Origin of the sequence: Streptomyces sp. NRRL F-4489 (assembly GCF_001509485.1) — a bacterium.
GTDB lineage: Bacteria > Actinomycetota > Actinomycetes > Streptomycetales > Streptomycetaceae > Streptomyces.
Genome location: NZ_LLZI01000006.1, coordinates 1 through 20,064 on the forward strand (window position 1 = coordinate 1; position 20,064 = coordinate 20,064).

17 protein-coding genes, 1 pseudogene and 1 riboswitch are annotated in these 20,064 nt (G+C 70.5%); of the genes and pseudogenes, 6 read left to right on the plus strand and 12 right to left on the minus strand.

The window, feature by feature from the left end; all coding sequences use genetic code 11:
- Positions 1-395: 395 nt before the first annotated feature.
- Positions 396-854 (plus strand): annotated as a pseudogene (locus ADL22_RS36935) (hypothetical protein); the annotation flags it as partial.
- 479 nt (positions 855-1,333) lie between these two features.
- Here the strand turns inward: ADL22_RS36935 and ADL22_RS02005 are convergent.
- Complete coding sequence (locus tag ADL22_RS02005) at positions 1,334-1,756, minus strand: RidA family protein (protein ID WP_066973178.1); 423 nt, start codon at positions 1,754-1,756, stop codon at positions 1,334-1,336.
- Positions 1,757-1,914: 158 nt separating this feature from the next.
- Here ADL22_RS02005 and ADL22_RS02010 point away from each other — a divergent pair, with 158 nt between their 5' ends.
- The 3 genes from ADL22_RS02010 (at position 1,915) to ADL22_RS02020 (ending at position 4,685) form a co-directional block, all read left to right on the plus strand.
- Entirely contained in the window at positions 1,915-2,322 is a 408-nt protein-coding gene (locus tag ADL22_RS02010; RefSeq protein WP_066973148.1) for a MarR family winged helix-turn-helix transcriptional regulator, read from the plus strand.
- A 28-nt stretch (positions 2,323-2,350) separates the two neighbouring features.
- On the plus strand, positions 2,351-3,508 hold the full coding sequence (locus ADL22_RS02015) for an LOG family protein (RefSeq protein WP_066973179.1): 1,158 nt from the start codon (positions 2,351-2,353) through the stop codon (positions 3,506-3,508).
- Positions 3,509-3,734: 226 nt separating this feature from the next.
- Positions 3,735-4,685 carry a hypothetical protein gene (locus tag ADL22_RS02020; RefSeq protein ID WP_066973150.1) on the plus strand — a complete coding sequence of 317 codons (951 nt, stop codon included), beginning with the start codon at positions 3,735-3,737 and terminating at the stop codon, positions 4,683-4,685.
- A 140-nt stretch (positions 4,686-4,825) separates the two neighbouring features.
- On the opposite strand, the gene ADL22_RS02025 is transcribed toward ADL22_RS02020, so the two are convergent.
- Together ADL22_RS02025 and ADL22_RS33455 are read right to left on the minus strand one after the other, a co-directional pair.
- The gene (locus tag ADL22_RS02025; RefSeq protein WP_079063783.1) at positions 4,826-6,037 is read right to left on the minus strand and encodes a glycosyltransferase family 4 protein; all 1,212 of its coding nucleotides are present in this window, start codon (positions 6,035-6,037) and stop codon (positions 4,826-4,828) included.
- Entirely contained in the window at positions 5,998-7,527 is a 1,530-nt protein-coding gene (locus tag ADL22_RS33455) for a glycosyltransferase 87 family protein (RefSeq protein ID WP_079063784.1), read from the minus strand. The genes ADL22_RS02025 and ADL22_RS33455 overlap by 40 nt, the downstream gene beginning before the upstream one ends.
- A 161-nt stretch (positions 7,528-7,688) precedes the next feature.
- Between ADL22_RS33455 and ADL22_RS02035 the strand changes: the two genes are divergently transcribed.
- On the plus strand, positions 7,689-8,843 hold the full coding sequence (locus ADL22_RS02035; RefSeq protein ID WP_066973154.1) for a sensor histidine kinase: 1,155 nt from the start codon (positions 7,689-7,691) through the stop codon (positions 8,841-8,843).
- Positions 8,837-9,523, plus strand: a complete 687-nt coding sequence (locus ADL22_RS02040) for a response regulator (protein ID WP_066973155.1) — start codon at positions 8,837-8,839, stop codon at positions 9,521-9,523. Before ADL22_RS02035 ends, ADL22_RS02040 begins: the two co-directional genes overlap by 7 nt.
- 53 nt (positions 9,524-9,576) lie before the next feature.
- Here the strand turns inward: ADL22_RS02040 and ADL22_RS02045 are convergent, their stop codons facing one another.
- The 9 genes from ADL22_RS02045 to rpsB form a co-directional block, all read right to left on the minus strand.
- The gene (locus ADL22_RS02045) at positions 9,577-10,647 is read right to left on the minus strand and encodes an ABC transporter ATP-binding protein (RefSeq protein ID WP_066973157.1); all 1,071 of its coding nucleotides are present in this window, start codon (positions 10,645-10,647) and stop codon (positions 9,577-9,579) included.
- Positions 10,648-12,312: an ABC transporter permease gene (locus ADL22_RS02050; protein ID WP_066973159.1), complete on the minus strand. Its 1,665-nt coding sequence runs from the start codon at positions 12,310-12,312 to the stop codon at positions 10,648-10,650.
- Between the two features lie 41 nt (positions 12,313-12,353).
- Positions 12,354-13,433 (minus strand): thiamine ABC transporter substrate-binding protein, encoded by a 1,080-nt coding sequence (locus ADL22_RS02055; RefSeq protein ID WP_066973161.1) that lies wholly within the window; start codon positions 13,431-13,433, stop codon positions 12,354-12,356.
- Between the two features lie 103 nt (positions 13,434-13,536).
- Positions 13,537-13,657: riboswitch (TPP riboswitch) on the minus strand.
- 33 nt (positions 13,658-13,690) lie between these two features.
- Complete coding sequence (rlmN, locus tag ADL22_RS02060) at positions 13,691-14,803, minus strand: 23S rRNA (adenine(2503)-C(2))-methyltransferase RlmN (RefSeq protein ID WP_066973162.1); 1,113 nt, start codon at positions 14,801-14,803, stop codon at positions 13,691-13,693.
- Positions 14,804-14,971: 168 nt separating this feature from the next.
- On the minus strand, positions 14,972-16,123 hold the full coding sequence (locus tag ADL22_RS02065) for a phosphatidate cytidylyltransferase (RefSeq protein ID WP_066973163.1): 1,152 nt from the start codon (positions 16,121-16,123) through the stop codon (positions 14,972-14,974).
- On the minus strand, positions 16,123-16,680 hold the full coding sequence (gene frr / locus ADL22_RS02070; protein ID WP_066973164.1) for a ribosome recycling factor: 558 nt from the start codon (positions 16,678-16,680) through the stop codon (positions 16,123-16,125). Before frr ends, ADL22_RS02065 begins: the two co-directional genes overlap by 1 nt.
- A 175-nt stretch (positions 16,681-16,855) precedes the next feature.
- The gene (gene pyrH / locus ADL22_RS02075) at positions 16,856-17,623 is read right to left on the minus strand and encodes a UMP kinase (RefSeq protein WP_066973166.1); all 768 of its coding nucleotides are present in this window, start codon (positions 17,621-17,623) and stop codon (positions 16,856-16,858) included.
- A gap of 162 nt (positions 17,624-17,785) precedes the next feature.
- Complete coding sequence (gene tsf, locus ADL22_RS02080) at positions 17,786-18,622, minus strand: translation elongation factor Ts (RefSeq protein WP_066973170.1); 837 nt, start codon at positions 18,620-18,622, stop codon at positions 17,786-17,788.
- Between the two features lie 108 nt (positions 18,623-18,730).
- A complete protein-coding gene (rpsB, locus tag ADL22_RS02085; RefSeq protein ID WP_066973176.1) occupies positions 18,731-19,603 on the minus strand; it encodes a 30S ribosomal protein S2 in 873 nt (290 codons plus the stop codon).
- Between the last annotated feature and the right edge of the window lie 461 nt (positions 19,604-20,064).

Sequence of the window (20,064 nt, forward strand, 5' to 3'; positions counted from 1 at the left end):
GGGGTCGGGTGGTGGGGTGGTCGGACTTGGTTGGCCTCCCTTCTTGCGTGGTGCTTGGTCGGTTGATGGGGCGGGCTTCGCTGCTTGTGTGCTCCGACGCTTGGTGTGCTCCGCTGCTTGTTGGTCCTCCGTTGCTTGGTGGTGCTTGGTGGTGCTTGTGTCTGCTTCCGCACCGGCGGCGAGCGCGCCACCATCGCCCCCTAGGGGGGCCTTCAAATGATCTCCGCTGGTGGATCACGATGTCGCGATACGTCGCCATGAACTGTCGGATAGGGATTAGGAGTTCGTCCGGCCATTGCTGCCCGAGTCGTTGCGGGGGCGGAAGCGGCTGGACGACCGCCGGGTCCTGAACGGGATCGTGTGCAAGTCAGGTTCCGGACCGGGCTGCCTGGCGAGATGTGCCCGAGCGCTATGGCCCATGGGCCACGCTGCATACGCGATTTCGCAGGTGGGCGGCAGAGGGCTCTTTCGAGCGGATGCTGCGGGCCGCCCAGACGAAGGCGGGCGCGTCGAGCAACATCGAGTGGCTGATGTCGGTCGATTCCACGATCGTCCGGAGGTGCTCTGACCAGCAAGATCCACCTGCTGCAGCTCAAGAGCGATCCGCACCTGGCTCGTCCGCCGCGGCATCCCGCTCACGATCCCCGAGCGGGCCGACCAGGCCCGCGACCGGCCCCGGCGAGGCAGCCGCGCAGGCCGCCCACCGGCCTTCGACCGCGAGGTCTACAAGCACCGGAGCACCGTGGAACGGTGCTTCCACCGCCTCAAGCAGTGGCGCGGCACGCCACCCACTACGTCAAGACCGCCCAGTCCCCAGTCCTACGCAGCAGCCGTCAGCCTCACCTCCCTCCTGATGTGGGCCTGATATTTGACGTCAGAACCTAGTGACTTACTGCCGCACCGACTCCGTCGCCTCCACGATGGCCGACGACACCCTGCCCCTCCAGCGGCATCACCCCGCCGCCGGCGAGGTGCCGCGCCCCGTCTGCTCCTTGATGGTGCTCGGATGCTTGGTAGTGGTGCCTGGTTGCTCGTGCCGCGGGCAGCCAACCGAGCTGGGGCAGTGAGCCGTTGGGAGAGGCGAGGCGGGTCGGCTGGACACCTGAGTGGCTTCCGGATCGGCCTTGGTGGTTGTTGAATCGGTGCGCGCGGCAGCTGGCGCGAGACGTGAACTCCTATGAGGCATGGGCGAGTTGTCCGACGGAGGGTGCCGAGCCGGGCTGGCGGCGGACGGGTATCGGCGACCCGAGCCTGGGCCGGCTGGGTTGCGCCGGACGAGGACTGGGTGACGTACCGCGTACGGATGGGCCGGCGGCCGGCCCGGGCGTGCGGGTCAGCGGGCGAGGGCGGTGACTTCGACCTCTATTCGCCAGTCCGGCTGGGCCAGCGACGAGACTTCGAGCAAGGTGTCCGCCGGATAGGGCTCGGACAGGAACTCCTCGCGCAGCGTGATGACGTCGCGGAGGTTGGCGGCCATGTCCGTGACGAAGATGCCGACCTTCACCACGTCCGAGAGCGACGCCCCGGCCTCGGCCAGCACCCGCTCGACATTCGCGAACGCCTGCCGGCCCTGGGGCAGGAAATCGTCGGAAACGGTCCGTCCCTGTTCATCGATGCCCGCCTGCCCTGACACATGGATCAGGCCGCCGGCCTTGATGGCCTGAGAGATCTTGTACGGCTCGTACCAGTCCGGCGTGGTCGCGATCCGCTGGATCTCCCGCACGCCCCCGGCCTCCGCAACACCCGTCGACGACATCACACTTCCCCCTTCATCGGTCCATGTGCAAGCATCTCATGCATGCACATACATAAGTTTCAGGCGCATGTACGCTGGTGTCAAGAGCTCAGCGAAAAACAGCGAAAAGACTCCGGGAAACGCCGGAGACAGCAGGCGGCGGAAGAAAGCGGACGGCGATGGACGCGGAGCACTGGGACCGGTTCGGAGCACTGCACACGCGCGTGGAGCAGGAGTTGGCGAAGGCTCTGCAGCAGCACCACCGGCTCGGCCTCTCCGAGTACCGCGCGCTGGCCCGGCTGGCGGAGGCGGAGGACGGCGAACTGCGCATGCAGGAGCTCGCCGATCTGATCGGGTTGAACCAGAGTTCGGTCAGCCGGCTGGCCTCCCGGCTCGAATCATCCGGCCTGACCCGGCGGGACCTCTGCCCCGACGACCGGCGGGGTGTCTACAGCGTGATCACCGACGAGGGCCGCGAAGCGCAGAGCAAGGCGCGCCCCACGTACGACAGCGCGCTGCGCGCCGCGCTCGACTCCGCCGCCGAGGACGGCCTCCTCGGCCCCCTGGTGAACTCCTTGCGGACCTGACCCGACGGGCATGCTGTCGCACATGGGTATGCACGCGCACGCAGAACCTCCGGTGTCCCGCGGCCCTCGCCAGCGAGGCCACGAGATCGCCTCGCTGGACGCGTTCGACCGGGTCGCCGCGACCGGCAGCCTCGCCGGGTACCACGTCCAGTCCCTCGACCTCTCCGACCGTACGTTCGCCCTGCTCGGCACGGACACCAAGGACTCGGTCTTCCTCGGCTGCGTGATGGAGCCGGACGCCGCCGCCAAAGTGCGCGCCGGGGGCGCACTGGTCTTCCCGCCGGTGCCCGGTTTGCCGTTCGATCCATACCGCGGCGCCCTCTACGCCCCGGACGAGCTCTACGCGGGGCTGCTCGACACCGGCTACGACGGCACTCCGGACGCCCGGGCCTACCGCTGGTATCAGGAGACCAAGACGACCGGCGATGTGGTCGCCGGGATGCTGCGCAGCATCCACGACGACGCCGTCTCGGACGCCCTGGATGCCCATCTCGACGGCGCACGCGTGGTCGGGGTCCTGGGCGGGCACGCCCTGGAACGCGGTTCGGCCGCCTACGCGGGCGCGGCCCGGCTCGGGCGCCGGCTCAGCCGCGAGGGCCTGACCGTGGCGACCGGCGGCGGCCCCGGCGCGATGGAGGCGGCGAACCTCGGGGCCTACACCGCCCCCTTCGAGGACCCCGTGCTCGACGCGGCACTCGCACTGCTCTCCGGGACGCCGCACTCCACGCCCTCGGTCACCCAGTGGGCCCACACCGCTTTCGACGTGCTCCGCCGCTGGCCGGGCGGCGGGCCCTCCCTCGCCATGCCCACCTGGTTCTACGGCCACGAGCCGCCGAACGCCTTCGCCTCCCATATCGCGAAGTACTTCGTCAACGCACTGCGCGAGGAGGGTTTGCTGGCCCGGTCGAACGCCGGGCTGGTGTTCCTCCCGGGTGCGGCGGGAACGGTCCAGGAGGTCTTCGACGCCGCCACCCTGAACTACTACCGGCCGCACGGCGAACCGACCCCGATGGTGCTCGTGGATCACCGGCACTGGACGGAGACCCTCCCTGCCTGGCCCCTGCTCCAGACCCTCTCCACGGGCCACCCGATGGCGTCCCGGCTCACCCTGGTCGACTCCGTCGACGACGTCCCGGAGGCCCTGGCCCGTCTCACCACCGAGGCACCCCACACCGGCGAACACTGAACACGACCGCTGCCGCCGCGGCCTTGGATGTGCGTTTGATTCCCGGTCAGCCGGCTCCAGCCCGCAGCCGAGTTTCGCTCCCCCTCCTCCATCGCCCCATCAGCCCGCTCGCCTCCCCCCTCGGCCCGAAAGATCTTTTTGCCCCGCGAGGCAACTCCCCTCCCGAAATGCACGTCTGCCAATCCAGGTAATGAAAAGGTAATGCGGCGCGCGAACGGAGCACTCGGTGATCATTGGCCTTCTGACGGCCGTGGCGGCATCCGCCTGCTACGGCACGGGATCGGTCCTTCAGGCGGTGGGCTCCCGGAAGTCCGCCCGCCAGGAGGCGGCCAAGGCTTCCTCCGGCGCCGTCACCCAGCACGGCGGCCCCAGTCTCGCCTCCACCGCCAAAGCCGCCGTGACCTGGGAATTCATGGTCGGCACAGTGCTGGACTTCATAGGCTTCGGCCTGGGCGCGCTCGCCGCGCGGTTGCTGCCCCTGTTCCTCTCCCAGACAGTCATCAGCGCGAACCTCGTGATCACGGCCGTCCTCAGCATCAAGCTCCTCAACATCCGGCTGACCCGCCCCGAGTGGGCCTCCATCGCCGTCGTCTGCTCGGCACTGGTACTGCTCGCCACCGCCGCGGGCCCGGAAGGCAGCGGTGCGACTCCCCTGTCCACCCACTGGTGGCTGCTGATCGCCTCGGTCGCGCTCATCGGCGGAGGCACCTTGATCGTGCGCCTGCTCGGCGGGCGGGCCGCGATCCTGGCGGGTCTGCTCTCCGGTCTGGGCTTCGGCGCGCTCGGTGTCGGCGTGCGCGTGCTGAACGGTGTGGATCCGTTCCATCTGCCCTCCCTTCTCGCCGATCCGGCGCTGTACGCGATCCTGGTCGCGGGCGTCGGTGGGATGTACCTGCACACCGTGGCCCTGCAGATCGGTTCGGTGAACGGCGCGACGGCGGCGCTCGTGGTGGGCGAGACCGTGGTGCCGGGCATCCTCGGTGTGCTCTGGCTGGGGGACTCCTCCCGTCCCGGCTTCGCCTGGATGGCGATCCTTGGCTTCGTGGTCGCGGTGGCCGGCGCCGTAGCGGTCGCCTGGTTCGGCGAACCGGACTCCGCCCCCGAAGCTGCACACGACTCCATCGGGCAGGCCGATCCGGAGCCCTCAGCCGACAAGGCCCCTCGGGCTGCAGTGTGAGCAGGGTGTCGTCACGGAGCTGAGGACGGACACGCCGGAGCCGATGCCGGTCCTCTGGTGGCGCGCGCCGGCTCGTCGGCAGGCGAGGCGTTGAAGGGCCGAGTGTCCCAAGAGCCCAAACCGCCGCCGACCAGCCACCTCTAGGCGCCACGCACCGCCCCAGCCCCGCCTCCTCCCCTGCCGTCCTTCTCCGCCAGAAGCCGCGACAACTGCTCGTAGGAACGGTCCCAGCCCCACTCCGCCGCCACCCAGACCCGGCCCTTCTCGCCCATGTCCCGTGCGGCGTCACGGTCGATGAGCATGGCGACGAGCCGCTCGACGACGGCGTCCGGACTCCGTCCGTCCACCACATGGCCCGTCTGGCCGTCCTGAACGGCATCGGGCGCACCGCCGGAGTCGCCGGCGAGTACGGGGAGCCCCGCGGCCGCCGCTTCCAGGAACACGATGCCCAGGCCCTCGACCTCCAGCCCGCACCGCCGGGTCCGGCATGGCATCGCGAACACGTCGGCCGCGGCGTAGAACGCCGGGAGGGCATCGTGCGCATGGGCGCCCGCGAAGACCACGGCGTCGTCTACCATCTCAGCGCTGACGAGTCGGCGCAATCGCTCTTCATCAGGCCCGCCGCCGACGAGCAGCAGGGTGGCTTCGGGTATCCATCGGCGGATCAGCGGCAGCGCGCGGATCAGCGTGTCCTGGCCCTTCCGGGGCACGAGCCGGGCCGCGCAGAGGATCACCCGGCGGCCGGTGAGGCCGTAGCGCTCACGTACAGGGCGTCCATCGAGCCCTGGCCGGAAGGCAGCCGTGTCGACGCCAGGGGCGAGGCGTGCCATACGGTGCGCAGCTGCGGGGCCGATCGCCGCCGCTATCGGCGCGCGGGTACTCGCACCGAGGTAGGTCATCACGTCCGTCTGGGCGCCGATCCTCCGGAGCAGCAGGCGCGCACCGGGCGTGCGGGCCCACCAGACCTCGTGTCCGTGTGTGGTGGCCACGGTCCTGGCCACACCTGCTTCTCTCCGCAGCCGTCCGGCCATCAGGCCGAGCGGCGCGGCGGCACCGAACCACACGCTGTCACACTCGTACCGGCGGACCAGCGCGACGGCCCGGGAGGTGGCCCTGGGCGTGGGCAGCAACGTCCGGGCCGGATCGCGGATCACCGGATAGGGCAGGGCCGCGTCGTGCTCCGCCGCTCCCGGCTCGGACGAGGTGTAGACGACCACCTCGTCCCGCGGGAACCGGCTCGCCATGGCGTGGACGAAGGTCTCGATCCCGCCCTGGCGCGGTGGGAAGTCGTTGGTGATGATCAGCGTGCGGCTCACGGTGCCGCCTCCTTTCGCGAGGGCGTGCCCTGCCATCCCGATCCGGTGCTCGGCTGCCCCCGTCCGGGGTCCACTCGTCCGGAATCGGGGTGCACGGGACTCGCCTCAGGGGCCGCTTGCTTCGCTTCGGCGTGGTCCGCGTCGCGGACAGGCTCGCCGGGAGAGGGCTGGGTCAACGGCCGTCGGCCGCAGGGAAGTTGAGGTACGCGGCCGGGAGCGACAGTCGGCGATCCGGCCGTTGCCTGTGCCGTCAGTCGGGGCCAGGCCCACAGGACCAACGGGTAGACGAGGTAGCCGAAACGAGTGGCCGGCATCAGGGCCATGGCCAGCGCGAGGCCGAGTGCCAGCCGGTCGGCTGCCGCGTGCACCGTCCGCGGCGGCCGTATCAGCAGGGATGCGGCGACGCCGAGGGCGGCGATTGACAGCAGCACCATGGCGACCAGCGCGCCGCCGGGGACGTAAGCCGCCAGGAGCCGTCCGGGGAGGGGGCTCTCGGCGGGTGAGGCCGTCGTCGCCAGCCCCAGCGGAAAGGCCAGGACGTTCTCGGCGAAGGCTCCCGGTGCCGTGAGCAGGAAGGGCACAACCGCCGCCGTGACCGTCACCACCGTCGCAGCGCCGCAGCTGAGGGCCTTTCGCCGGCCGTATCGGGCGGCCATCAGGGCGACCACGACGGGTACGGCGGGCCAGGCGGTCCACTTCAGGGCAGCGGCGGCGCCCAGCAGCAGCCCCGCGCCTACCGCCTTGCCCCTTCCGGCCATGGCCAGCGCCCAGCACATCAAGCCGATCACGGGGAGGTCGATCCCCCCGACCGCCAGCGGAAGGGCCACCAGCGGGCAGGCCGCGAGCCACAGCAGTACGGGCACCCCGTCACGGCCGCATGCCGGCGCCCGCCGGGAGCGGCCATCCGGCTCGTCCGCTCTGCCGCGGCCGCGGCAGAGCACGGTGACGGCACCGCCGATCGACAGGAGGAAGGTCGCCGCCATCCACCAGCGGGCGTCCGTGAGCGGCCCGTCGCCGAACATCGCGCGGGGCAGGCCGAAGGCCGCCATACCGGGCAGGTAGGGGTTGTAGTCGGCGACGGTGGCGGGCGCGCTGAGGTAGGGGCTTCCGGAGTTGAGCAGCAGCTCGCCCGCGCGCTCGACGACCGCGACTTCGAGTTGTCCTCTGCCGGTCAGTATGAGGAGGACGAGGGGAGCGACGACCGCGCCCGCGACGGCGATTACGGCGGGAAGCCGAGCGGTGCCGGCGGGGGCGCGGGGTGTGCGCCTTCTCCGTGCGCGGAGCGCTACGGCCACGGCCGCGCAGCCGTAGCCGGTCGCGGCGAGGAGGCCCCATGTGCGGTGCGGTACAAGGGAGGTGAAGAGTGCGAGGCCGAGCGCGGCGAGCGCGCACGCGCCCCACCACCAGACCTCTCTTCTGTCGCGTCCGCGCTCTCCGCCCGCCGACCGCCCCAGCGTACGAGACGACTGCGGCAGGCGGCCGACACACGCGAACTCGGTTCGTTTACAAAGCAGTTGAAGATTCATGACGCTCCCGTCCTCGTCGTGATCACGAGGCTATGGACGGGCGGATCGCGGAGCGTCAAACGAGGAACCGAACTTCGGCGTCAACCCGTGGCATGACATCCCTGCCAGGGATCAACCCGTGCGGTGACGCGACTGCCGCCGGGTGCCGAAAAAATAACGGCATGAGCACTTCTCTCCGGCAGCGGCTGCGCGCATGGGTCGCGTCGCCGTCGTATCCCTGGGCCACCGGCGGAGCGCTCACGGCGTTCGCCGCCGTGGAGCTGGTGGCGGTGCCGCGGCACTCCGCCGTGATCGCGCTCGGCGTTCTGCTGTCCGCGGCGACGCTTGCGTGGCGCCGTGCGTACCCCGCCTCCGCGGCGCTCTCGGTCGCGGCGGTCCTGCTGAGCTTCGCGGCGGGGACGGACCTCTATATCGCGGCGGCCGTCAGCGGACTGATGGCGTGCTACACGCTCGGACGCCACCGGGTGGCGCATCCGGCGCTGCTGGTCGGCGGCGGTTCGGCGCTGTCCCTCGCGGTGAACGTCTGGCACATCGCGTCCTGGCGTCCCCCGACGTATTCCGCCGATCTGCTCGCCGAGTGGTTCGTACTGACCGTGGCGATCCTGGCCGCGGTATCGATGGGGGACGCGGTCCGCGCGCGCGAGGAGACACAGCGTGAGCGGGCGGAAGCCCAGGCCCGGCTGCTCGCGATGGAACGACGGCAGGCCGCCGAGGCCGAACGGGCTGCGATAGCACGGGAGTTGCACGATGTGGTGTCGCACTCGGTGTCGGTGATCGCGGTGCAGGCGGAGAGCGCCACCTACACCACCCAGGATCTGTCGCCGCAGGCCCGCGAGCGGTTCCAGGAGATCGCCGCGTCCGCCCGGGAGTCGATGGCGGAGCTGCGCCGGCTGCTGGGGGTCCTGCGGACGGATCCCGGTCACCGCACCGGTACGGCGCCCCAGCCGACCCTGGACGCCTTGGGCGATCTGATAGCGCAGCATCGCTCGGTGGGCGGTGAGGTGGAGCTGCGGATCAGCGGCGACCGTGTCGAACTCCCCACGTCGTGCGAGCTGTCCGCGTACCGCATCGTGCAGGAGGGACTGACCAATGTGCGACGCCATGCCCCGGGAGCTCAGGCAGTGGTGGAGATCGGCTACCAGTCCGACCGGCTGGCGGTGCGGATCGCGGACGACGGGCCGGGCCCGCCGGGTGGGGTCCACTCCGGCCACGGCCTGGCCGGTATGCAGGAACGGGCGGCGCTGCTCGGCGGGAAGCTCACCGCCGGCCGCGGCCCGGACGGCGGCTTTCTCGTAGAGGCGGAAATCCCGTGGTGATCAGAGCAATCGTGGCCGATGACCAGGCCATCGTCCGTACCGGATTCGTCAATCTCCTCGGCATCCAGGAGGACATCGAGGTGGTCGGCGAGGCGGAGGACGGTGTCCAGGCGGTCCGGATCGCCGCGGAGCAGCGCCCCGATCTGGCGCTGCTGGACATCCGGATGCCGCACAAGAACGGCATCGAGGCCGCCCGAGAGATCACCCGAGCGTCCGGCGGGGCCACCAAGGCGCTGATGCTGACGACGTTCGGACTGGACGAGTACGTGTATGACGCGCTCGCGGCCGGGGCCAGTGGCTTCCTTCTGAAGGACACGACGTTTCCCGAACTCCTCCACGCGGTGCGGGTCGTGGCGGAGGGCAACGCGCTGCTGGCGCCGGAGCTGACCAAGCGGCTGATCGCGGAGTTCGTCAAGCAGCGGTCGGCGCCGGTCCCAGTGAGCACGGTGGACGAGCTGACCGGTCGAGAGGTGGAGGTGCTGGTGCACATCGCCCAGGGATTGTCCAACGCGGAGATCGCCGACCGGCTGACGATCACCGATCACACCGTGAAGACGCACATCAACCGGCTGTTCACCAAGATGGACCTCCGGGACCGCGCCCAGGCGGTGATCCTCGCCTACGAGCTGGGCCTGGTCGTCCCGCAGGGACGGCGGCCCGACCCTCCCCCGCGCCGGTAGCGGCGCCCGACTCCAAGGAGCGAACTATGGCACACCGTTATCGCGCCGCGCGGTTACTCCGCCGCGGCGTCCAGCACCACCACGTCCTCCACCGCGAAGGAGACGCCCACCCGGGCTCCGGTCTCCGGCGCCTCGTGCAGTGGGCACGCCGCCTCCACCTGCGGCCCGGCCGCCGGCTGCAGCAGCAGCGCGACATGCGTACCGCGGAAGGTCCGGGCCGCGACGGTGCAGGGCAGCCCGTCCTCGGCGGAGGTCAGCCGGACTCCGGCCGGGCGTACGAGCAGCCGGCACGGGCCGTCCGGGGTGCCCTCCGGCACCGGCACCTTGCCCCAGGGCGTGTCCGCGGCCCCGCTCTGCGCGGTCGCCTCGACCACGTTGTCGAAGCCGAGGAAGCGCGCGACGAATTCGGTGGCGGGCCGCTGCCAGACCTCCAGAGGGGTGCCGCTCTGCGCGATGCGGCCGTCGCGCATCACCACGACCCGGTCGGCCAGTGCGAACGCCTCACCCTGATCGTGGGTGACGGCCAGCACCGTCGTCCCCAACTCCCGGAAGAGCCGCCGGAGTTCGACGACGAGGCGTTCGCGGAGACCCCGGTCCAGCTGGCCGAGCGGCTCGTCCAGCATCAGCAGCCGCGGGCGGGGGGCGAGCGCTCGGGCCAGGGCGACCCGCTGCTGTTCGCCGCCGGACAGCGACGCCACCGCCCTGCGCTGCGCGCCGGGCAGCCCGACGAGGTCCAGCAGTTCGGCGACGGTGCGTTGCTGTTCGGCGCGGGAGGAGCGCCGCATCCGCAGCCCGAAGGCCACGTTGCCGGCGACGTCGCGCTGCGGGAAGAGCTGGTGGTCCTGGAACATCAGCCCGACGCCGCGCCGGTGCGTGGGCACCCCCGCCTGGTCGCGGCCCGCCAGTCGCACCGTTCCGGCGTCGGTGTGCTGGAGTCCGGCGACCACTCGCAGCAGGGTGGACTTGCCGCTGCCGCTGGGGCCCAGGACGCAGACGATTTCGTGCGGGGCGACGCCCAGGTGCACGCCGTCAAGCGCGGGGCGTGCGCCGGGCGTGCCGAAGCGGACGGTGACGCCGTCCAGCCGCAGCATTTCCGGTGCCGCGGTCCCGGCCTGTGCCGTCATCTAGAACTCCCCGGAGTGGTCGGTGCGGATGCGTTCCAGGATCAGCAGGGCGCCCGCGCACACCACCATCAGGAGGGTGGACAGGGCCATCGCCTGGCCGTAGTTGAACTCGCCGGCGCGGCCCAGCAGCCGTGCCACGGCGACCGGCAGGGTGGGCCGGTCGGGCCGGGCGATGAAGACGGTGGCGCCGAATTCGCCGAGCGACACGGCGAAGGCGAAACCGGCCGCGATGAGCAGGGCCCGGCGCACCATCGGCAGGTCCACCTCCCGCCAGGCCCGCCAGGGCGAGGCGCCGAGGACAGCCGCCGCTTCCCGCAGCCGGCTGTCGACGGCCCGCAGCACGGGCAGCATCGTGCGGACCACGAACGGCACGCCGACCAGGGCCTGGGCGAGCGGGACGAGCCACCAGGAGGTCCGCAGGTCCAGCGGCGGCCGGTCGAGGGCGATCAGGAAGCCGAAGCCGACGGTCACGGCGGAGACGCCGAGCGGGAGCATCAGCAGCCCGTCGAAGCCGCGCACCAGCCGGGTGATCAGCGGTGTCCGCCCCGACGGGCCGGGCTCGGGCCGGGAGCGGGTCAGTGCGGCGGCGGCCAGTCCGCCGATGAGCAGGGCGATCGCCGTGGCCGCGGCCCCGTAGGCGAGGGAGTTCCACAGGGCGTCCAGGGGCGCGACGGCGAAGGTGCTGTCGGCGGCCGCGGCGGAGCGCAGCGTGGTGTAGAAGATCGTTCCGTAGCCGTCTGGCCCGGCGAAGGACCGCTCGACGAGTACGGCCAGCGGCAGGACGAGCAGGACGGCGATGACGGCGAGTGTGCCGCCCAGCAGCGCCCACTGGCCGGGGCCGCGCGGCCGGCGGGCGGTCCGGGAGGCGTCGACGAGCCGCAGGGTTGCCTCGCGGCGCCGCACGGTCCAGGCGTGCACCACCAGCAGCCCCAGGACGGCGGCGAACTGGATCAGAGTCAGTACGGCGGCGGTCGGCAGGTCCAGGAAGTCCGCGGTCTGCCGGTAGATCTCCACTTCCAGGGTGGAGAAGCGCGGGCCGCCGAGGATCTGTACCACGCCGAAGGAGGTGAAGGTGAAGAGGAACACCATCAGCGCGGCGGCGGCGACGGCCGGCCCGAGGGCGGGCAGCGTCACCTTCCGCCACGCGGTGAAGCGTCCGGCGCCCAGCACCCGGGCCGCCTCTTCCTGCCGGGGGTCCAGCTGGGCCCAGAGCCCGCCGACGGTGCGGACGACGACGGCGTAGTTGAAGAAGACGTGCGCCAGCAGGATCGCCCACACCGAGGTGTCCAGCCGCACGCCCCACAGCGCGTCGAGCAGCCCGCCCCGTCCGACCAGGGCCAGGAAGGCCGAGCCGGCGACGACGGTGGGCAGGACGAACGGCACCGCCACCACCGCCCGCAGCAGCTGCTTGCCGGGGAAGTCGAAGCGCGCGAAGACGTAGGCGCCGGGCAGGGCCAGCAGCAGCGTCAGCGCGGTCGACGCGGCCGCCTGCCACACGGTGAACCACAGCACGTGCAGTACGTCCGGGTCGCTCAGTACGGTGCCGAAGCGTCCGAGCTGCCACTGCCCGCCGTCCTTCAGCCCGCGTCCCACGATCATCACGACGGGGTAGGCGAAGAACACCGCGAAGAAGGCGAGCGGCGCGGCCATCAGACCGAGCCGCACCGCCGTTCCCCGCGCGGCCCGCCTCCGGGGGCGGCCGGGGGCTACTTCAGAACGAGCGAGGACCACTGCTTGATCCACTGTTCGCGGTTCTTGGTGATCGTGTCCGGTGCCAGGGTCGCCGGCTTGTCGACCTTCGCGCCGTAGCGGGTGAACAGCTCCGGTTCCTTGGCGTCCTCGCGGGCCGGGTTGACGAACATCTGGAGCGGCATGTCCTCCTGGAACCGCTTGGAAAGGAGGAAGTCCAGCAGGGCCTTGCCGCCCTTCTCGTTCCTGGCTCCCTTGAGCAGACCGCCGAATTCGATCTGCCGGAAGCAGGTGCCGGTGGCGACGCCGGTCGGGGCCTGCTCGGGCGCGGGCTTCTTGCCCATCACCTCGGCGGGCGGGCTGGAGGCGTAGGAGACGACCAGCGGCTTGTCGCCCTTGCCCTTGCCGGCCGCGGAGCCCGAGAAGCGCTCGTTGTACGCCTGCTCCCAGCCGTCGACGACCTCGACGCCGTTGGCCTTGAGCTTCTTCCAGTAGTCCGGCCAGCCGGCCTCGCCGTGGGTGGCGATGGTGCCGAGCTGGAAGGCGAGCCCCGGGGAGGAGGTCGCGGAGTTCTCCGTGACGAGCAGGTTCTTGTACTCCGGCTTGAGCAGGTCGTCGAAGGTCTGCGGTGGCGCGAGCTTGTGCTGGGTGAAGTAGGCGCGGTCGTAGTTGACGCAGATGTCGCCGTAGTCGAGAGGAGTGACCCGGTGGGCGTCCTTGTCGAGCTGGAGGCCGGCGGGGACGCTGTCCAGGCCCTTGGCCGTGTAGGGGGTGAAGATGCCCGCGTTCAAACCGCGCGAGAGCAGGGTGTTGTCGATGCCGAAGAAGACGTCGCCCTGCGGGTTGTCCTTGGACAGGATCGCCTGGTTGACGGCCTGGCCGGCGTCTCCGCCCCGCACCACCTTGACCTTGTAGCCGCTCTCCTTCTCGAAGGCGGCGAGGACGGACTTGGAGGCGTTGAACGAGTCATGGGTGACCAGCGTGACGGTCTTGGCGTCCGCGCCGCTGCCGCCGCCCGAGCCGCCGCATCCGGCGAGCGCGGTCATACCGGCCGCGGCGGCGAGCGCTGCCGCGGTGATCCTGCTGGTGGTGCTCACTGATTTCCTCCTGGCTGGCCAGGAAGAGACGCGGCCCCGCCCGGTGTCCGCTGCGTTCGGCATCGGTGACGCACGGCAACGGGCGGTGGGCGGGGCGCAACAGCATGAGTGACGACCGAACTTCCTACCCGGAATGACCCGGGCGAGGTTCAAGGGTCTGCGGGCGCCGTAGGGCTACGACGTGTCCGCACTCTCAGCGCTGTGGCGCTCCCCTGTCGGAATGTGCATTTGTTCGACGACACCGTACCAGCGGGTGGTCAGCGTTCCGAGGCCGCGAGCTGTCCGCAGGCGCCGTCGATCTCCTGACCGCGGGTGTCCCGGACGGTGACGGGCACCCCGTGCGCCTCGATGGCGCGGACGAACGCCAGCTCGTCCTCGGGCCGCGACGCGGTCCACTTGGAACCCGGAGTCGGATTGAGCGGAATGAGGTTGACATGGACCCGCTTGCCCTTGAGGAGGCGTCCCAGCAGGTCACCGCGCCATGCCTGGTCGTTGATATCGCGGATCAGGGCGTACTCGATGGAGACCCGGCGGCCGGACTTCTCGGCGTACTCCCACGCCGCGTCCAGCACCTCGCGGACCTTCCAGCGGGTGTTGACCGGCACGAGCGTGTCGCGCAGTTCGTCGTCGGGCGCGTGCAGCGACACCGCGAGCCGGCACTTGAAGCCCTCGTCGGCGAAGCGGAGCATCGCCGGCACCAGCCCGACCGTGGAGACCGTGATCCCGCGCTGGGAGAGGCCCACGCCGTCCGGCTCGGGGTCGGTCAGCCGCCGGATCGCGCCGACCACGCGGTTGTAGTTGGCGAGCGGTTCACCCATGCCCATGAAGACGATGTTGGACAGCCGCGCCGGGCCGCCGGGCACCTCGCCGTCGCGCAGTGCCCGCATGCCGTCGACGATCTGGTGCACGATCTCGGCGGTGGAGAGGTTCCGGTCCAGTCCGGCCTGCCCGGTGGCGCAGAACGGACAATTCATCCCGCAGCCGGCCTGCGAGGAGATGCACATGGTGACCCGGTCCGGGTAGCGCATCAGGACGGACTCGACGAGGGTGCCGTCGTGCAGCCGCCAGAGCGTCTTGCGGGTGGTGTCGTTGTCGCACGAGACGTGCCGCATCACCGACATCAGGTCCGGGAGCAGCTCGGAGGCCAGCTTTCCGCGCGCCGCGGCGGGGATGTCGGTCCACTCCGCCGGGTCGTGCGCGTAGCGGGCGAAGTAGTGCTGCGACAGCTGCTTGGCGCGGAACGGCTTCTCGCCGATCGCGGCCACCGCCTCGCGGCGCTCGGCCGGGCTGAGGTCGGCGAGGTGGCGCGGTGGCTTCTTGGCGCCGCGGGGGGCGACAAACGTCAGTTCTCCCGGGGCCGGGCGTGCCATGGGCGGAAACTCCTCTGTACGACGAGGCCGGGCGGCTGCCGCCGGCCCGGTGCCTGGGGCCGGACGGGTCCGGAAGCAGGGGACCTCAGGGATCGTCGCCGCGGTCGCGGAGACGGGAAGGGCGCGCCGCGAACGAGCAGCGCGCCCCTCAAGGGTAACGGGCCGCGCTCAGCCCGAGCCCACGAAGATCACGAACAGCAGCCAGACCACGGGCGCGGTCGGCAGGAGGGAGTCCAGCCGGTCCATGATCCCGCCGTGGCCCGGCAGCAGGGTGCCCATGTCCTTGATGCCGAGGTCCCGCTTGATCATGGATTCGCCGAGGTCGCCGAGGGTGGCGCTGGCCGCGACCGCCAGGCCCAGCAGCAGCCCCTGCCACCAGGCACCGCCCTTGATCAGGAACTCCATGCACAGCGCGCCCGCCACCATGGCGAACAGCACCGCGCCGACCAGCCCCTCGCGGGTCTTGCCGGGGCTGATCCGCGGCGCCAGCTTCTTCTTGCCGAAGCGCCAGCCGACCGCGTAGGCCCCGGTGTCGCTGACGACCGTCAGCAGCAGGAACGTGACGACCCGCTGCGGTCCGTCGTCCGCGGCCGCCAGCATCAGCGCCACGAACGTCGCCAGGAACGGCACGTAGAACGCCGCGAAGACCCCGGCGGTGACGTCCCGGAGGTAGTTCTGCGGGGCCTCGGTCATCCGCCAGACCAGGACGGCGAGCGCGGTGAGCGCCATCGCCACCCAGGCCCCCTCGGCGCCGCGCACATAGCCGGCGACGACCATGGCGGTGCCGCCGACCGCGAGCGGGACGAGCGGCACCCGGATGTCCTTGCGCTCCGCCAGCCGGGAGGTCAGCTCCCACAGGCCCACGACGACGGCGATCGCTATCACGCCGATGAACACCGGCTTGTAGACGAAGAGCGAGGCCAGGATGACCACGCCGAGACCGGCGCCGACCCCTATGGCGGCGCGCAGATTGCGCCCCGCGCTCTTCTTCTGCGGTTTCTCTGGGCCGCTGTGGGACCCGGGGAGCGAGGTGGGCATGGGCTCCTGCGGCCTGTCGTCGCGGAACAGGGGGCCGCTCCGCCGAGCAGCCCCCCGGTCGTCCCGGTTCTTCCGGTCGTTCCGGATGTCCGGATGGTCGTCCTGGTGTCCGCCCGGCTCGGGCACGATGGGCATGGGCCGAGTCTGCGCCGCACCGCCCCGGTCGTGCACGGGACCCGCCGGGGCGGGAGGCGCCGCCCCGCGCAGCGAGGCGGCCGGTCCGTGGTCGGGCGGTCCCCAGCGGCCGGCGCCGGGCGGGGTCCCCCAGGATGACTCGTTCATCAGACCTCTAGGAGCTCGGATTCCTTGTGCTTGAGGAGCTCGTCCACCTGCGCGACGTACTTCGCGGTGAGGTCGTCGAGCTCCTTCTCGGCCCGGCGCACCTCGTCCTCGCCGGACTCCTTGTCCTTGACGAGCTTGTCGAGGGCTTCCTTGGCCTTCCGCCGCACGCTGCGGATCGAGATCTTGGAGTCCTCGGCCTTGTTCTTGGCGACCTTGATGAACTCGCGGCGGCGCTCCTCGGTGAGCTCCGGGAAGGTCACCCGGATGATGTTGCCGTCGTTGCTCGGGTTGACACCGAGGTCCGAGTCGCGGATCGCCTGCTCGATGTTGCGCAGCGCGCTCTTGTCGAACGGGGTCACCACGGCCATCCGGGGTTCCGGGACCGAGAACGACGCCAGCTGGTTGATGGGCGTCATGGCGCCGTAGTAGTCCGCCACGATCTTGTTGAACATCGCCGGGTGCGCACGCCCGGTGCGGATCGCGGCGAAGTCCTCCTTGGCGACCACGACGGCCTTCTCCATCTTCTCCTCGGCTTCGAGGAGGATCTCTTCGATCACCACTTGCTCCTGGTCTTTTCGGTAAGAAGCAGAGCCTCGCCCCTGCCGCGCGTCTTCTCCTGCACGGTGTCCGACCGGCAGGCGGTTGTCCATCCCCGTACCGAGGTCATCCCGCGGCCGGGGGTTGCCGCCCGTACGGGCCGACGCCCCTACGGAATCACGGCAGTTGGGGCCGTCAGGCCCGGGTGTTCTGATCGCTGACGAGCGTGCCGATCTTCTCACCCTTCACCGCACGCGCGATGTTCCCCTCGGCGAGCAGTTCGAACACGAGGATCGGGAGCTTGTTGTCCCGGCACAGCGTGATGGCGGTGGCGTCGGCGACCTTCAGGTCGCGGGTGATGACCTCGCCGTATTCGAGGGCGTCGAACTTGACCGCGTCCGGGTTCTTCTTCGGGTCGGAGTCGTAGACGCCGTCCACGCCGTTCTTGCCCATCAGCATGGCCTCGGCGTCGATCTCCAGGGCGCGCTGGGCGGCGGTGGTGTCGGTGGAGAAGTACGGCATGCCCATACCGGCGCCGAAGATGACGACCCGGCCCTTCTCCAGGTGGCGCACCGCGCGCAGCGGGATGTACGGCTCAGCGACCTGGCCCATGGTGATGGCCGTCTGGACGCGGGAGTCGATGCCCTCCTTCTCCAGGAAGTCCTGGAGGGCCAGGCAGTTCATGACCGTTCCCAGCATGCCCATGTAGTCGGAGCGCGCCCGGTCCATGCCGCGCTGCTGGAGTTCGGCACCGCGGAAGAAGTTGCCGCCGCCGATCACGATGGCGATCTCGTAGCCTTCCCTGACCACCGCGCCGATCTCGCGGGCGATCGCGTGCACGACATCGGGGTCGACCCCCAGCCCGCCGCCACCGGCGAATGCCTCACCCGACAGCTTCAGCAGGAAGCGCCTGCCGCCTTTACCGGCTTTGTGTGTGTCCGCGCCGTCGGCACCGTGATTCATTGAGCTCTCCTCGTGCACATACGAAGAAGGCCATTGCCGTGGGTCTGGGTCAGATCCCTGTCCGGCAATGGCCTCCTCGTCACATCTGCGGCCGGCCGTTGAGCGGCCGACTGCGTACGACCCTAGCGGGGCCGCAGGTCATTCGCTGCCTTCGCGGCAGGCTCAGATGCCGACCTTGATGCGCGCGAAGCGCTTCAGGGTGACGCCGGCCTCCTGGAGGACCTTCTCGACCGACTTCTTGTTGTCGAGCGCGTACGGCTGGCCGAGCAGCGTCGCGTCCTTGAAGAAGCCGTTGAGGCGGCCTTCGACGATCTTCGGCAGGGCGGCCTCGGGCTTGCCCTCGGCGCGGGTGGTCTCCTCGGCGACGCGGCGCTCGGCCTCCACGACCTCGGCCGGCACGTCCTCCTTGGAGAGGTACTTCGGGGCGAACGCGGCGATGTGCTGCGCGATGCCCTTGGCGACCTCGGCGTTCTCCTTGTCGAGCTCGACGAGGACACCGATCTGCGGGGGCAGGTCGGGCATGGTGCGGTGCATGTACGCCGTGACGTAGCCGTCGGAGAACTGCGCGAAGCGGTCCAGGACGATCTTCTCGCCGAGGTTGGCGTTGGCCTCGTCGACGTACGCCTGGACGGTCTTGCCGGGCTCGATCTCGGAGGCGAGCAGGGCCTCGATGTCGGCCGGGGTGGTCTTGGCGACGTGCGCGGCCAGGGCGTTGGCGACGGAGAGGAACTTCTCGCCCTTGGCGACGAAGTCGGTCTCGCACTTCAGCTCGAGGATCAGGCCGGAGGTGTTGTCGTCGGAGAGCACCGAGACGACCGCGCCGTTCTCGGCCGAGCGGCCCTCGCGCTTGGCGACGCCCTTCTGACCCTTGACGCGCAGGACCTCGACGGCCTTCTCGACGTTGCCCTCGGCCTCTTCCAGGGCCTTCTTGCAGTCCATCATGCCGGCGCCGGTGAGCTCGCGGAGCTTCTTGACGTCAGCGGCGGTGTAGTTCGCCATGGTCTGTGAATCTCTTCTCGGAATCGCGAAAGTCGAAAGATCTACGGGTGGACGGCGGGGGCGGCGCTTGTGGCACCCTCCCCCGCCGTCACCAACCGGTCTTGAAGGTCAGCCCTGCTCGGCCGGCTTCTCGGCCTCGGCAGCCGGGGCCTCGGCGGCCGGAGCCTCGGCCTCGGCCTTGGCGGACTCGTCGTCGGCCTTCTTGTCGCCTTCGAGCAGGTCGCGCTCCCACTCGGCCAGCGGCTCGGCGGCAGCCTTGTCGCCGGGCTTCTGGTCGCCGGTGGCCGCGCCGGAGCGGGCGATCAGGCCCTCGGCGACGGCGTCGGCGATGACGCGGGTGAGCAGGGTGACGGAGCGGATCGCGTCGTCGTTGCCCGGGATCTTGTAGTCGACCTCGTCCGGGTCGCAGTTGGTGTCGAGGATCGCGACGACCGGGATGTTGAGCTTGCGCGCCTCACCGACGGCGATGTGCTCCTTCTTGGTGTCCACGATCCAGACGGCGCTGGGCACCTTCTGCATCTCGCGGATACCACCGAGGGTCTTCTCCAGCTTGGCCTTCTCGCGGGAGAGGACCAGGAGCTCCTTCTTGGTGAGGCCGGAGGCGGCCACGTCCTCGAAGTCGATCTGCTCGAGCTCCTTCAGGCGCTGCAGGCGCTTGTAGACGGTCGAGAAGTTGGTCAGCATGCCGCCGAGCCAGCGCTGGTTCACGTACGGCATGCCCACGCGGGTCGCCTGCTCGGCGATGGCCTCCTGGGCCTGCTTCTTCGTGCCGACGAACATGACCGAGCCGCCGTGGGCGACGGTCTCCTTGACGAACTCGTAGGCGCGGTCGATGTACGACAGCGACTGGAGCAGGTCGATGATGTAGATGCCGTTGCGCTCGGTGAAGATGAAACGCTTCATCTTCGGGTTCCAGCGGCGGGTCTGGTGCCCGAAGTGGACGCCGCTCTCCAGCAGCTCCCGCATCGTGACGACGGCCATGGCCGTACTCCTTGTGTTCTCGGTTCCACCACGGCCGGCCGGCCGCGGTGCCTGACGCCCCGACGCGCCTGCCAGGGGAGGCACCGGGTGGAACCTTCCGAGGACCGAGGAGCGCGGCCGACGTGCTGCCCGAACGGGACTGCTGCACTGGTGGCGGGGCGTGCGAAGTCGACCCGGTGACCCGGATCGCCATCAGAAGTGTACGGGACGGGCGATGCACCGGGCGACACGCACCATTTCGCGCCCTCACGGGTGACGAAGTTGTCCACAGGCCCCGACTTGTCCACAGCTTTCGACCAAGATCCCCAAGGTCGTCCGGCATCCGCCATGGTCGACGCATGCGACGACTTCAGAGCGTGAGACGACGGCACGGGCATCCGCTTCGGTGCGTGACCTGTGCGACCGGACAGATGCGGCGGCGACGCCTTCGGGGGCGGGGGTGCCGAGCAGGGGGATGTGGA